The sequence below is a fragment of the Bacillus cereus group sp. MYBK108-1 genome, assembly GCF_051917185.1.
GTDB classification, from domain to species: Bacteria; Bacillota; Bacilli; order Bacillales; family Bacillaceae_G; genus Bacillus_A; species Bacillus_A cereus.
Genome location: NZ_JBQAHZ010000004.1, coordinates 50,201 through 64,524, shown reverse-complemented (window position 1 = coordinate 64,524; position 14,324 = coordinate 50,201). Strand labels below are relative to the sequence as shown.

Genomic DNA, 14,324 nt, shown 5'->3' with positions numbered 1-14,324 from the left:
TAACCTCTATTAGTCATTCTTTAATGGTACCATAACGAAGTGAGAGTCTTTAAGGGTTCTCCTTAATAGGAGGAAATATGGAAAAAGTTCAAGGTATTTACAGTAATATAAAATTTAAAAGTTGGTTTAAACAAGTATTAGCTGTAGGAGGAATATTAGGATTCTGCTACTTGGTGTTATATGGTTTTTGTTTTTTAGTTGATATGTAAATATTATACAACGATACTAGTGGAGTCTTGCCTACAGAGGTAAGACTCTTTTATTGTACTTGAGATGAACAAACTACATACAATAGCTTTCAGGTTCTTCAGATTTCTCTGTATGGTTCTTTGTTCCTCTATGTTCTAGACCCACTATTTCCTATCATTGAATATAAATGAACTTCCATTTATATTGAAAATACAATTTTATTGATAAAAAATGTCTTTTTACTAGATACATATTAAAAAGAAAAGTATAAGTTGTATTCCATTTCGGTACAATCTTTTTATCTTTGAAAAGGACTTAAATCTTATTAATAGATTTGAGTCTTTTTTGTATACATCAATCTCTATATAACCATATAAATATAATATATTAAAAATAATTTAAATGCAAGAATACTTGTAGAGGAACCGCCAGCACTTCGAAAAAAACAAGCTAAGCCAAAAAATACAATAAGCTGCCCATATGGACAGCTTATTTACACAATTTTCTTTATGGGAAGTACACTTAAGGTCATTTTTAACTTAATAGGAGTCTAATATCTCAAGTTTCTTAGCTAATACCCAGCTATTTAGGCCTAAAGATGCATAAATATTGTAATAAAAATAATTCCCGTTTCTCAATGTTTCCTATAATTCTTTAGTATCTTCATAGAACATAGGCCAACCTTACATTAAGATATTATATATATATTTCTTACTACAAATATGGACGGTATTATCCTTGTTGCAGTTTTAATTTTAATCAAGTCTATTGTAATTACACAGATTGAAATATCTATTCAATTTTAAAAATAGTAAAGGAAATGTATATAAAAAGATCACTTGTCTTAGAAACAAGTGATCTTTTTATTAGATAAACTGCAACTTGCTAACAGCAGGTAATTGTTATCCTATTCATATGTTCAATAGATATCATAATACATTTTTTAGTTATATAGACGGAATTGTTTCTAATAAAATGAGACCAAAAATATTTCAAAAGGTACCATTAATTATTTAATGCTTTAAAAATGCAATTTTGAACCTTTCGAAGCACTAAATTAGATAGATTTTAATAAACTTCGAACTTTGTCTGCATCAGGATCTCACAATTGAGCCTGAGTAATTAATCCTGTCAACATAGCAAAAGAGTCCTGATTGAAACAAACTCTTTTATGAGTTTTACAAGAGTAAACTTTTAAACATATAATTACATTTCTACTATTTATTTTACCACTTGTACAGATGCTGGTTTCCACCCCTGATTCTCTACCCAATCAATATTAACCTTATATTTTTTATTACTTTGTTTATCTCGTACATTACCGTAGGCTTTATTATTACCATTATTTCCAATAAAATCGAAAATCAATTGGCTCTCTGGAACATCAACAGCATAAGAGATTGCTTTTTTCATCTCACTCCAATCTACTGTTCCTTCTTTAAATTTCATATCAGGTTTTGCTCCTTGCTCTGTACCAATTGGCTTCCATGAAGGATTAGTTTGAGGATCCTTTTCTTGAGATACCGTTTTTTCTTCCTCTTTATTTTCAGTTCCGTTCGTTTTTACCGATTTTTCTACTTTTTGTTTCCCTTCTAACTGTGCTGCTTCTTTATCTTCGCTTTTCTTTTCTTCTATCTTTGCTATTTCTTTATCTTCAGTTTTCTTCTCTTCTATCTTTGCTATTTCTTTATCTTCAGTTTTCTTCTCTTCTATCTTTGCTGTTTCTTTATCTTCAGTTTTCTTCTCTTCTATCTTTGCTGTTTCTTTATCTTCAGTTTTCTTCTCTTCTATCTTTGTTACTTTCTTTTCTTGAGCAATTGCTTTCGTTGATGTATTAGAAGGGGTAAACAATTGGTATGTCACTATACCAACTGTCACTAATACCAAAGTAAATGCAATATTAAAAATTGCCTTTTGACGACGATTCTGTTGTTTTTCCTGAAATCTGCTTACTTGTCCCATTCTTCAAACCTCCGTGTTTACTTTCTCCTCTACTCTTCATGCATTATCCCTATAATTCTTAATATTTTTATTAAATGATAGAAATAAACTACAATTTCCATACAGGATTTTATATCATAATAAAATTTGTTTTTTTCAAGCATCTGACATATGTTATTCAAAATAGTTTAATACATTAAAAATTGATAAGCTTCTGCACTTAAGAAACCTTCAATTTTATTCAAAGGTGATTCCAATTACGTCCACATTAGATCTCCTGTAGAAAGCTTTTTAACAATTAAACCTCTTCTTCCCTTATTAATAATTTTAAAATTAAATTTCCCTCTATAGTATAATAAAGATGTTTCGTTTTCTAATGGGGTATGTCGTAAAATCAAAAGAGATTTTATCTCTTTTACCTTCTTTTCAGAGTAAAGTTCACCACTAGGAAATTCTATTATTCCTAATGTAATCTTTAATTCGCTCTCATCAAAAGCCCACTCTTTATTAAGTTCTCTTATCTTTTGTATAAAGCTTCTTTTAGTTTGTCCTATATAAAGCAATGTTACATTCTTAGCATATACTCTAGAGATTGCAAATATCCCCTTCTTAGAAGCTTCTTCCCTATTATAAAAGTCATTTATACTATACATGCCATACCACTTAATATGTACTGTTTCTATGAATCTCACCTCGTTTTTAGACAATATTATAATTTCTGAATGTTCAAATTATTATGGGTACATATGCTTGATTACTTGAATTATAAATTGTGCTTTTCAATAATACATTTTATTATTACTAATTTCAATAATGAAGAAAAAATACAATATTATAGTTTAATTACAAAGCTGTATAAAAACAAAGTGATGTCGTGCCACATATTTTCTTTTTTTACAATTTCAAACTATCGTGAACAAAATTTTAAAATTTATGGAATAAAAATATAATGTGTATGTACATACATTTCTATTAATTGAAGAAAAAGAGTAGAAATTTAATCTCTCTACGTTGTTAAAATTATTCAACTCCCAAAAAACTGTACATCTTCTAGAGATACTAATTTTCTAGTTTTGATGTTTTTATAGTGCTTGAGCGTGATATTATTCAAGTTTTTTCATTGATAATGCATAAATACAAACAAAACCAGTAATACATCTTTTCTGTGCCGTACTGGTTTTGTTTAGATCATCTTAAATTGTAGCTAGTTCACCGAGATTGCAAATACCGATTTCGGTGCCCCAGCGAATACGATTGTTCCGTTCTTCGGCAGTTTCGCCTTGTTATTGCCACTCACGATGCTAAAGTTGACACAAACTCCCTTCTCATCATACACCGCAAACGAACCCTTTGGTGGCAACGTCACGGTCATTCTTTTCTCTGCTGCCGCTTGCGGAATTGTAAACCATTTCGCATGTCCATTTGCTCCCAGCGTAACTTTGGATGATTGGCCTATATCAATTGGTTTTACATTTGATTCACTTACGTATAACAATCCAGCCATCTCCATATATTCATTGCCGCCTTCTGTATAGAAATGCGTTTCCGTCGTATCACGACCATTCATCACGGGTACTTGGATCTGATGCACCGCGGTGTTCGGACCTGTAATTTTTCTGCCCCCCCAATAACCTGCTGGGCCTTCCTTGCGAGTAATTTGTGTACTAAGAAGTTTCGGTTGAACGAGATATTGAATAGAACTAAATTTCTCGTTTACAAGATAGAACTTGATACCTTCCCTCTTTGCCCATGCAGCAGCGGTTTTCTTCGATAGCACGTTGTCTTCTAGTTTCTCAGCTAAATAGTGGGTCATCACACTTTGCCCTAAACCTGGATGCGATTTATATGCGCTCTCCTTCAAATAAGTTCTTCCATTCTTCTCGGTTACGAAGTTGAGCTTGGAAGTACCCCCCTCATTAATAAAGCTTCCATCAGCAGTATATACATATTTTTCTTCTGGATTAGATGGTAAGAATAGTTCACCGTTCTTCGTAATTTCAATCTTGAAATGAGTTTCGCTATTACCATAAAATCCAGCTTTCTTTGCTACGCCTTGAGGCATTTTGACTTTGACCGGCTTACCAAAGGATTTGTTCGGCTTGATTTCCTTAATAGTACCTTTTTCTTTAAGCGTAGCGAGCAGCAATTCAGTTGCCATTAGCTGATTTGTAGAGCTCCGTCCACCAGATGTCAATACAGCCGCTGCTATTTTCTGTTCCGGAAGCACGACTAATATAGCATGTTGCAATGCCGTATCGCCGCCCTTAGCCAAAGCTTTGATCCCATATTCACTGAATGGGTATAGTTTCACACTATCCCAGCCAAGACCATAGTTAAAAATATTCTCGCCAGCCCCCGGCCACATTCCTTTTTTATATTCCTCTTGCTCCATTGCCTTAACTACCTTATCAGAGAGGATTCCTTTTTCCTGTCCCATAAATAGTTGTGAGAATCGCACCATATCTTCTGCCGTGGAAGATATACCTCCCGTACCAATAACATTCACCGATTCAATTGGAAGTTGCCCTTGGTACGCCGGGTAATATAGTCCAGCCCGATTTTCATCCCTCCATTTGTCCTGCGGCGTTTTCGTATGATTCATTTTTAAAGGCCCTGTAAAGTTTTGATGTAGAAATTCAGTAAAGCTCATACCACTAACTCTTTCCACCAAAATTTCGGCCAGCGTAAAACCATCGTTACAGTATACCGAGAAAGCACCAGGGTCCGCCTTCAAGTTTTGATTTGACAATTGCTGTAACAAGGTATCATGGGCATAGGTATCATTATCGTTAAATAAAAATGCATTACCTAACGTAGAACCTTGCAATCCAGAGGAGTGATTCAATAACATACGCGGTGTAATACGTTTGTATCGACCGTCCTTCATCTTAAAATCAGGAACATAGCGGACAACAGGAGCATCCAAATCGACTTTTCCTTCATCGACCAATTTCATTACAGCCGTTGTTGCATACATTTTACTAACTGAACCAATCCCGTATAAAGTATCTTTGGTTAGCGGCTTTTCCCCTTCCATATCGTTCTTGCCAGCCTGACCAGACAAAATAAGTTTTCCATTATCAATTAGTGCATACTGCACGCTAGCTGCCCCATGGGACTTCGTAAGTAGCTCCGCTTTCTCTTCTGCAATCGTCTTCAGTTCCTGACTAGCTACTTCTTCACCAGTTACAACAGTAGTCTTACTTTCAGAAAATGCTTTCGCTCCTGTTGGTAGAATCATAGTTACCGCTAATGCAGTGGCTAACACACCAGTTAGCTTATTTTTCATCACGGATACCTCCTTAAATAATTGATCGTTTTCATCATTCATTTTTGTAACTATGAAACTATGATAAATTTTACCCGTTTTTACTTTTAGACTACTTGCTAAATTCAGCAAGTAAAATATTTTTAAAAGGATCAGGAGTATCAGCTTTAAGGCTGTTCAAATTGACTGCCAATGTATGCTTGCCTCCAAGTGTGCCTCCAGCAAAAGTTAAAAAGCCAGGAATGGTTCCTCCATGCCCCCATATCGATTCACTGTTTGAAAGCTTCATTTTGAAAATTCCAAGCCCGGAATCACCAAGCTCATCTACTCCTGTAGGGACTGTTGTAAGCATTTGCTTTAGTTGCTGTTCTTTCAATAACTTGCCCCCAAGTAAATAAGAAAAGAATTTGTTTAAATCATCAGCTGTAGAAATCATATCTCCGGCCGAGCTCCCCATACTTGGGTTATAATAAGTAACATCTTTTGTCTCACTTGCTCCGTCTAATTGGATATATCCGCGGGCATGCTTGGTTCCTGGAATGACGCTTGAATTTCCAGGTAAGAATGTATTCGCTAATTCAAGTGGTTCAATAATTCGATTTTCAATCTCTTCCGCATAGCTGTTCCCAGTTACTTTTTCAATAAGAATTCCTAGTAATACATATCCTGTATTTGAATACGACCAGCTCTTTCCTGGAGCAAAATCTGGAGGCATGGATATTCCCATCTTTACTAATCCTTCAGCAGTATAAGATTTTTTTGTATCCATCATATTAAAATCCTTTGACCTTGTGTAATTAGCGATACCACTTGTGTGATTCAATAATTGCCGGATAGTAATCTGTTTATCATCATATCCATTTCCTTGAATGACACCAGGCAACCATTTTTCAATAGAATCGTCTAAATTCAAGCGGTTTTCTCCTGCTAATTGAAGTACAACTGTTGCAGTGAACGTCTTTGTCACGCTGCCAATCCGAAAACGAAAATCTGTTTTCATTGCTTTCTTGTTACTCAGATCAGCTACACCAGCCGCATAACTCCATGTTTTTCCACCCTCAGAAGTTTTAGCAAGTATCCCTGGATATCCTAGTTTCAATGTATCCCGCATTGCCTCTTTGACGGAATTACGGTCTCTTTGAGTGCTTGTTTGTAACGAGTTAGATACATTTTGAATGGACTCCGCTTTTACACTTGAGGTTAGAGGTGTATAAAACAGGGAACCTCCAGTTATTAATAGAGCTAAACCTGAACATGTAATTTGACGATGCTTTTTCATCAAAATAATCCTCTCCCCTATTCATATTGTATAAATGGTTATTTGCTGTTTGGAACTAATCACACAGCTTTCTTCTTAACCCACTGCAAAAGGACGACATTGAATCTGTAATGTCTCTTTTCCTCCAAACAAGTCTTATTAATTGATTTGTTTTTTATAGAAATATATAGTATTTTTCTCCTCTCACTCTTCTTTACATTTTCATCTTACACAATGAAAATCTCTTTTTTCTTACCTCTTCCTTACAAATTCCTTACGTTCAAAATCTCTTTTATAATTGATTATTTTTTATTTTAATAACATTTAGTTGTATTAATTTGATAGGAATTTGACTTCACATAAAAGTTTATTTATTCCGAAAAATGAATTTAAATACAAATTTACTATTTAATATTCAACATCTCACCTATACATGTCCTAACATAAGTTTCTATCATCTATATGTATTATTTATTACAACAGCTTTCACGCTAAAAATAAGATATTTCAAAAAAGAGAAATATAGGTATCTCAACAAGAGATTACCAATATAAACAATGTGAAAATGTAAGAACCCCTGTATTACTGCTGATTTCCCTCTAACTAATACAGTTTCAAACATTAGACACAAATACTACATGTAATGTTGAATTTATTACCTATTCAAAATTCTGTTTGTTCATTTTTTCTTAAAATACAAAAATATTTAACTTATAAATATACAAGCTATAATAGGGACGTCTAGGGATAACCTATTAGCACCTTAGAAAATATCAACTTTCTAAAATTGAACAAGATGAAAAAATCACTCAAAGAAAGGTGTGTAATCAAAAAGAAAATTCATTAAAAATTCTTTAGTAGCAAAAGACATCGTATTAGCTATGCCTTAGCACTGTCTACAATGTTGACGAGGTTATTGAAGCGATATAAAGGGATGGAAGTCAGATGTCTCACGAATTAAAAGCAATAGTTTTAGGGGAATTCTGGACATACTTACAATTTTTTAATCCTTATTCACTTAAATACACTCATCTACAATCAAAAGATTTTGAAAACGTTAACAAACATTGGTTTTTAGATTCAATTAGAGAAGAACACACGATTTGAGGAACTTGTAGGAGATTCATTTTCCAGAACGACTTATATTCCTAAGACTTAAGAATAGGATACAAGGAGGATTTATTATATGAATGGGAATACTGCTAAAAAAATAGAATTGCAATCTGAAAATACTGTGATTACAAACGAGAAATATTTGGATCCTAAAAAGTGGCATAAGCAAGATACTACGTGGGCATTGAGCCTTTTTGGGACAGCAATTGGAGCAGGAGTACTCTTTTTACCAATTAATGCAGGTTCAGGTGGTTTATTATCATTATTACTCATTACATTACTTGCCTATCCAGTTATGTATTACTCACATAGAGCGCTTGCTAAAATGATATATGCTTCCAATTCTGCCGATGAGGGAATTACGGGTACAATAAGAGAGTATTTCGGAAATAAGGCGAGTATTATTTTTAACATCGTATACTTCGTCTCAATTTATACAATTGTCTTGATGTATTCAGTTGCACTTACAAATACTGCAAGTAGTTTTATTGTGAATCAATTACATATGAAAGAGCCCTCAAGAGCCATTTTATCGCTTGTCTTAGTGCTGGGTCTTATCGCTATACTAAATTTTGGTCAAGATATCACTGTAAAAATTATGAGCTTGCTAGTATACCCTTTCATAGCTTCTCTACTATTTATCGCAATATCTCTAATTCCTCAGTGGAACACATCAATGCTTAGTTTTTCAGATGTCTCTACTGCTTCAACCGGAACAGGTTATTTGGGAACGATATGGATGATACTACCTATCATAGTGTTTTCATTTAACCATTCTCCAATGATTTCGTCTTTTGTGATAAAACAAAGATCTACGTATGGCATAGAAGCAACTGATGCTAAATGTGCTCAAATACAAAAGATTTGTTATATCATGACGTTCGTTGTTGTTATGTTCTTCGTTTGGAGCAGCGCACTGAGTTTGACTCCAGATGATTTAAAAGTGGCAAAAGAGCAGAACTTATCAATCCTATCCTATCTCGCTAATGAACTTAATTCGCCAGTAATTACGATTGCAGCTCCTATTATTGCTTTTATGGCTATAACAAAGTCTTTCCTTGGTCATTATATAGGATCATATGAAGTAATGCGTGACATGATTATCAAATTTGGTAAAACACGTGGAAAAGATATAGAAGAAAAAACAGTTAAGACAGTAATTCTTACTTTTGTCGTATTAACATGCTGGTACGTTGCTTATGCAAATCCAAGTATTCTTGGGCTCATTGACGCTCTAAGCGGTCCATTAGTTGCTGCTATCTTATGTCTATTACCAATGTATGCGATCCGTAAAGTACCGGTATTAGCTCAATATAGAGGTAAAATGAGCAATGTATTTGTTATTATTGTAGGAGTACTTACAATCTTAGCAAGTATTAAATCTTTATTCTAACTTACTAGTTAATTATCGTTATTACAAATCAGAATAACAAATTATCAAAACGAAAAGAAGTTGACGAACGATGTGTACAAACATAAAAAATCTATATATATTCAAAACTTAATTTACGTTTGTCTATATTAATATACTAGGATTAACCAAGAAGCATCCAACAAATTATTATTAATCGCTACATTTTCTTTCATAGTATGTCAACGTATAAAAAGGCACTTTCTATAGTGTCTTTTTATACGTTATAAGATGAATACACTAACTACATACTTATAATTGGAGAGCTTTTGTGAATATCTTCTGTGAGTTGCTCTTTTTCTTTCCCCGTTTATTTCTTCTTTTGAAAAGGTACCACTATATGGACTAAATATCATAAAATGTTAATTTTCTTTTACTTGCCTATATATTCAATCGCCATCCAGCCATTTTTGGGTATGTTCGATAAAACGTTTTGTCGCTGGTAATGCGTGTTTAATTGAAGTAAGTGACAACCCAAGCGATCGTTTAGGTTTGTCTTCCAATTCCACAACCGTAACATTTTCGCATTGTCCTTGTAATGCGAGTTCAGACATGACACTGATTCCAAGCCCGTTCTCCACCATCGCGACAATCGCATGATCATCACCGGTTTCAAATTGGATATCGAGATGAACCCTAGCAGCTTCTAATACTTTCCTAACATCGTAACCACATGAAGAAGCAGGCATAATAAAAGGCTCTTTCTTGAGCTGATCGTACTGAATTATAGATTGTTTACTTAATGAGTGATTTTTAGGAAGGACACATAGCATTCGATCTTTTCTTAGTGGAATAGATTCTAGATGGCCCGACGACGGTAGTGACATAAAACCTAAGTCAATCACCCCTTGTTGAATCCACGTTTCAATCATTCCATAATCACCTTCCATTAATTTGATTTCAATTCGAGGGTATTCCAAGTGAAATCGATGAATGATTGCAGGCAACCAGTGAATAGAAACGCTTGTAAAGGTTCCGATGCGCAAGGTTCCTGCCACTATCCCATTAATCTCTGCAACAGTTTGCTTCAATCGCTCATTATGATTTACTACTTCACGAACATGCGTTAAAACACGCTCACCATTTTCTGTTAATCGAACGCCCGTTTTATTCCGGGATAACAGTTGAAAACCATACTCCAATTCAAGACTTCTAATCGCATGGCTGACACCTGACTGAGTCACATTCAGTGCTTCGGCCGCTCTTGATAAGTTCCCCATTTCAACCGTCTTCAGAAAGATTTCTAACTTAGTCAGACTCATCGATTCTCCTACTTTCTCATGTATGAATTTTGTTCAAGTATAACATTACATATATTCGTTTTACTAATACTTGAATCACAATTAAACTAAGTACATAAAAATTTTAAAGGAGAACTAAAAATGAAACCAATAAAGGCTAATCTTATGATCTTACTTGTTACAATGACCTGGGGTACTTCCTACCTTTTTATGAAAATCGGATTGGAAACTGTCCCTTCATTTTCTCTTGTTGCATTACGCTTTGGTATTGCTTTTTTGGTTTGTGCTGCTGTTTTTTTTAAACAATTTCATTCAATTCATTTTGTCACCTTAAAATACGGCTTTATTCTAGGATTTTTACTTTTCTTTGTATCTGCTTCAGTCATCTTAGGTTTAAAAACGACATCAGCTTCAAATGCTGGTTTTCTAGCCAGTTTGACCGTAATCTTTATCCCTTTATTATCTATCGTTCTGTTTAAGGATCGACTGAGCTACAGACTAATCATTAGTTCCCTTGTTGCAATGACTGGAATTGGTTTACTGACTTTGAATAATCAATTAACACTTAATTCTGGAGATTTACTCTGTATACTCGCTGCTCTCTTTTATGCTTTTCATATTATTGTCACCGGAAGGGCGGCTAAAGTGGCCAATACATTGCAGCTTGGAATTCTTCAGTTGGGATTTGCAGGAGGGTTTGGCGTACTCTCTGCCCTGATTTTCGAAGAGCCGCAACTTCCATCCACTAAAGAAAGTTGGATCGCTGTACTGGTATTAAGTATATTCTGCAGTGCTTTTGCCTACATCATTCAGGCGATGGCACAGAAATACACAACACCGACACATACAGGACTCATTTTTTCATTAGAACCTGTATTTTCTGCACTATTTGCATACCTGTTCATGAACGAAGTATTGTCACTCAAAGGGTATATTGGAGCATTACTTATTCTAAGCGGTGTTATACTTGCTGAGATAAAAGTAAAACGAAAATCTACATTATTGCTCTAAACCTAATCGTTCTTAACATAACAGAATCAGCAATTACTGTCTCTGGTTTATATATTATTAGGGCTTTATCAACATTGTTTACTAATATTTGGTCAAGAAGTCTTGTAGATCGTTCAAATAAAAAATGTCTCATGATAGCACTAGGTTTATTTTTTATACGAGCCCCCTCACCATCAATTTAAGAATTAAAAAAGAGGGGATTATCCCCCTCCTTTTTACGCTTGCTCCGACTGTCGGAATTATTTAATAAAACCACGATTCAACTTAGTTAACTTTTCATTGATGTTAAAAATTCTTACTCTAATATCTTTAACACCAGCTGTTTCAAGTCTGTTCTTGTGCATTTCCGCGTATTTTTCAGCATCTTGTTTTTCTTCAAATACATAAATGCCTCCAGCTTCTTTTGTTTCTTCATTCTCAGTCCATATTTTCCAGTGGAATCCTTCTTCTTCGTTAATACTATTTGCTAAATCCCAAAATCCTTTTTCCATTTCTTCACCAAAAGGACCTTCAAACGGAAAATCAACTTGTAATAAATATGCCATTTTCACTCACTCCTATTTTTAATATAAAATTCTTGCCATTCTTTTACTGATTATGATCCGAATGATCGTAATGTCTAAATTCGTATTGCTATTATTATTCAAGCACTAATTGGAGAATCCCCCTATTTGTAACATAATCACAAAACGATAGTAACTTGAACGCATAAAGTGAAAGTTTAATAGTTTTCAGTTATGTTTAAAAAATATGATACAAACTTGCCCCTAAACTAAGGACAAACAAAACAAGCGCAGGTATTGCTTTCTTAAAAGGATCTCTCGCTAATACAATTAGAGTTAATGCGGCTGCAAGCATCGTACCGCCTAATAACAATCCTGCCCATAAAGCTACTGTTGGAATCCAAATTCCTATCAACATTCCAATCGCTCCTACAATCTCAAAAGCTCCAGTTAAGAAATTAAAAAACGAAGGTAAACCAAATCGTTTGAATTCATCTGCCATTTTCCCCGATATAATTTTCGTTCCTGTCATTAAAAAGAACAGAAACAACACTACTTTTACAATATTGATGAAAATTAAAATAGTAATCACACCTTTCTTATTATTTGATAAAAACTCAGTATTGTTCAGGTAGTAGTCACTACCTTTACCCTATTTCCTGAGATTCCCCGTATGGAAGTCACTTCCATTTACATTACCCTTCTCAATATTAAAGGGCCAAAAATTATATATGCTATAGCATATATAATTTGAAAATTTGACTGGCACTAAGCAAAAAAATGAACCTGAATCAGATATGATACAAAATAAAGTTATCTTCCCATTCGTCCAAACAAAATTACATGCTATAGCACATATAATATCTAAAACAAAGTTTGTTCCTTATGAATAGCATAGCATCAATAAGGAACAAATATTAATAGTGTGTATCATACAATTTGTTTAATAACGATTGTAATACTTTAATTTCTTCCTCGCTCAAATTACTCGTAACAAAATGGTGAGCGTCTTTCACTACAGGCAAGATTGTTTTCTTTAATTCGTCACCTTTTTCAGTTAAAAAAAGGTTATGTGAACGCCTATCTTGGTCATTCAAAGCCTTCTTTACAATCCCTTTTCTCTCCATTGACTGTATCATTCTAACAACAGTAGTTTGATCTTTATCAATAGCTTCCGCCAACTCTTTTTGAGTAGTGCTCCTTTGGCTACAAAGAACACTAATGATCCCCCACTGCTCTGGCGTAACTCCATAAGGCTTTAATTTCTTCGTAAAATAATTGGTCATTTTCACATCAGTACGATGAACAAGATAGCCTATTAAATCATGTAAGTTCATATATCACCTCTATAAATTAAGATATAAAAGGATACAGCATACCAGTCAATCATTCACAATGAATGTATTTGTTTCACCACATATATGCTATGGCACATATATTAAAGTAGATTATTTTAATTGTCAAATGATTTACCTATTATTTTGCAAAAACAAAATCGCCTCCTTAGATTATAGAAGGAATGACTAATTTGACGTATCTCTCTGACGATTTCTCCCTTATCGTTTTATGATATTCTAATAACATTTGATAAAATATGGTATCGATAAATAGTCAAACACCTTTAAAGATACCTCGTCCAGTTCTTGCTGTTACAAGATAAACAGCATATAATCAGTTAACCACCCACATTAGTAACGAAAACATAAAGAAAAGGCATTCCAAATATGAAACACCTTCTTTCGTTTTATAAAACCATCCAACACGCTGAACTTTTCAATTTAATATAATCACTCGTTTAACTAAAGAAATTGATTACGTGCATAACGCTCTTCTCACTTTTCTTGCAAAATTTAGTGGATCATCAACGTCTTCGATATTAACGTAAATCAAATTTGGATCATCACATAACCACTCATTGTGTATAGACGAAACGATTATTCCTTGTTTAATAATTGTCGCCACAAATTCAGTGACTTCTTTTTGTAAGAGTGCTACTCGGCCTAGGCATAATGCCCGTCCAGTTTTATTGTCTCGTGATTCGAATGAAAAAGAAGTGGTTACTCTAAAACGTTTCCCCAAGATTGTTGCTCGTATTTCATCCCTGTTTATTGTTGCCACGCATTTCCCACCGGCGAATCCTTCTTGTCCACCTATGATTCTTGCAAACTGTTGACAAATTAATTCATCATTAAACGCCATACCTTTAATCATCCCCCCTTTTACTGTTAGGTTATGAATGAATACATAGGTCTGAAACGGTAATGAATCTAATCTATTAAAAAAATGATGGCAATCTACCGAGAGCTATTAGCTCAATTATTCTTGATTATTTAAATTAACTCGGCTATATATGTTAAGACATTTTTAAAGAGCATAAAAAAGACACCTT

Annotated in this window: 12 protein-coding genes and 1 pseudogene; 4 read left to right on the top strand and 9 right to left on the bottom strand. The window is 34.0% G+C overall.

Annotated elements, in window-relative coordinates; genetic code table 11:
- The first annotated feature begins 77 nt into the window (after positions 1-77).
- The gene (locus ACTFSL_RS08640) at positions 78-209 is read left to right on the top strand and encodes a hypothetical protein (RefSeq protein ID WP_000416933.1); all 132 of its coding nucleotides are present in this window, start codon (positions 78-80) and stop codon (positions 207-209) included.
- A gap of 1,201 nt (positions 210-1,410) precedes the next feature.
- Here the strand turns inward: ACTFSL_RS08640 and ACTFSL_RS08635 are convergent.
- The 4 genes from ACTFSL_RS08635 to ACTFSL_RS08620 all read right to left on the bottom strand — a co-directional run bounded on the left by ACTFSL_RS08635 (position 1,411) and on the right by ACTFSL_RS08620 (position 6,677).
- Positions 1,411-2,151: a YrrS family protein gene (locus ACTFSL_RS08635; protein WP_135277902.1), complete on the bottom strand. Its 741-nt coding sequence runs from the start codon at positions 2,149-2,151 to the stop codon at positions 1,411-1,413.
- A gap of 236 nt (positions 2,152-2,387) precedes the next feature.
- Positions 2,388-2,822, bottom strand: coding sequence for a hypothetical protein (locus ACTFSL_RS08630; RefSeq protein WP_002164503.1), 435 nt, complete (start codon positions 2,820-2,822; stop codon positions 2,388-2,390).
- 512 nt (positions 2,823-3,334) lie between these two features.
- The gene (locus ACTFSL_RS08625) at positions 3,335-5,419 is read right to left on the bottom strand and encodes a serine hydrolase domain-containing protein (protein ID WP_440041511.1); all 2,085 of its coding nucleotides are present in this window, start codon (positions 5,417-5,419) and stop codon (positions 3,335-3,337) included.
- Positions 5,420-5,510: 91 nt separating this feature from the next.
- Positions 5,511-6,677 (bottom strand): serine hydrolase domain-containing protein, encoded by a 1,167-nt coding sequence (locus tag ACTFSL_RS08620; RefSeq protein WP_088339066.1) that lies wholly within the window; start codon positions 6,675-6,677, stop codon positions 5,511-5,513.
- A 1,165-nt stretch (positions 6,678-7,842) separates the two neighbouring features.
- Here ACTFSL_RS08620 and ACTFSL_RS08615 point away from each other — a divergent pair.
- Positions 7,843-9,162 carry an aromatic amino acid transport family protein gene (locus ACTFSL_RS08615; protein WP_063547880.1) on the top strand — a complete coding sequence of 440 codons (1,320 nt, stop codon included), beginning with the start codon at positions 7,843-7,845 and terminating at the stop codon, positions 9,160-9,162.
- 407 nt (positions 9,163-9,569) lie between these two features.
- On the opposite strand, the gene ACTFSL_RS08610 is transcribed toward ACTFSL_RS08615, so the two are convergent.
- A complete protein-coding gene (locus ACTFSL_RS08610) occupies positions 9,570-10,442 on the bottom strand; it encodes a LysR family transcriptional regulator (protein ID WP_265939562.1) in 873 nt (290 codons plus the stop codon).
- A gap of 120 nt (positions 10,443-10,562) precedes the next feature.
- On the opposite strand from ACTFSL_RS08610, the gene ACTFSL_RS08605 reads away from it, so the two are divergent.
- The gene (locus ACTFSL_RS08605) at positions 10,563-11,432 is read left to right on the top strand and encodes a DMT family transporter (RefSeq protein WP_098276699.1); all 870 of its coding nucleotides are present in this window, start codon (positions 10,563-10,565) and stop codon (positions 11,430-11,432) included.
- Positions 11,414-11,584: pseudogene (locus ACTFSL_RS08600) on the top strand (MFS transporter); the annotation flags it as partial. The gene ACTFSL_RS08605 and the pseudogene ACTFSL_RS08600, both read left to right, overlap by 19 nt.
- An 87-nt stretch (positions 11,585-11,671) precedes the next feature.
- Here ACTFSL_RS08600 and ACTFSL_RS08595 read toward each other — a convergent pair.
- From ACTFSL_RS08595 to ACTFSL_RS08580, 4 genes are all read right to left on the bottom strand, one after another.
- Positions 11,672-11,977 (bottom strand): monooxygenase, encoded by a 306-nt coding sequence (locus ACTFSL_RS08595; protein ID WP_098772155.1) that lies wholly within the window; start codon positions 11,975-11,977, stop codon positions 11,672-11,674.
- Positions 11,978-12,173: 196 nt separating this feature from the next.
- Positions 12,174-12,524: a DoxX family protein gene (locus ACTFSL_RS08590; protein ID WP_440041603.1), complete on the bottom strand. Its 351-nt coding sequence runs from the start codon at positions 12,522-12,524 to the stop codon at positions 12,174-12,176.
- A 328-nt stretch (positions 12,525-12,852) separates the two neighbouring features.
- The gene (locus ACTFSL_RS08585; RefSeq protein WP_001048563.1) at positions 12,853-13,272 is read right to left on the bottom strand and encodes a MarR family winged helix-turn-helix transcriptional regulator; all 420 of its coding nucleotides are present in this window, start codon (positions 13,270-13,272) and stop codon (positions 12,853-12,855) included.
- 475 nt (positions 13,273-13,747) lie between these two features.
- Positions 13,748-14,146: a DUF1259 domain-containing protein gene (locus ACTFSL_RS08580; RefSeq protein ID WP_000589730.1), complete on the bottom strand. Its 399-nt coding sequence runs from the start codon at positions 14,144-14,146 to the stop codon at positions 13,748-13,750.
- Positions 14,147-14,324: the final 178 nt, after the last annotated feature.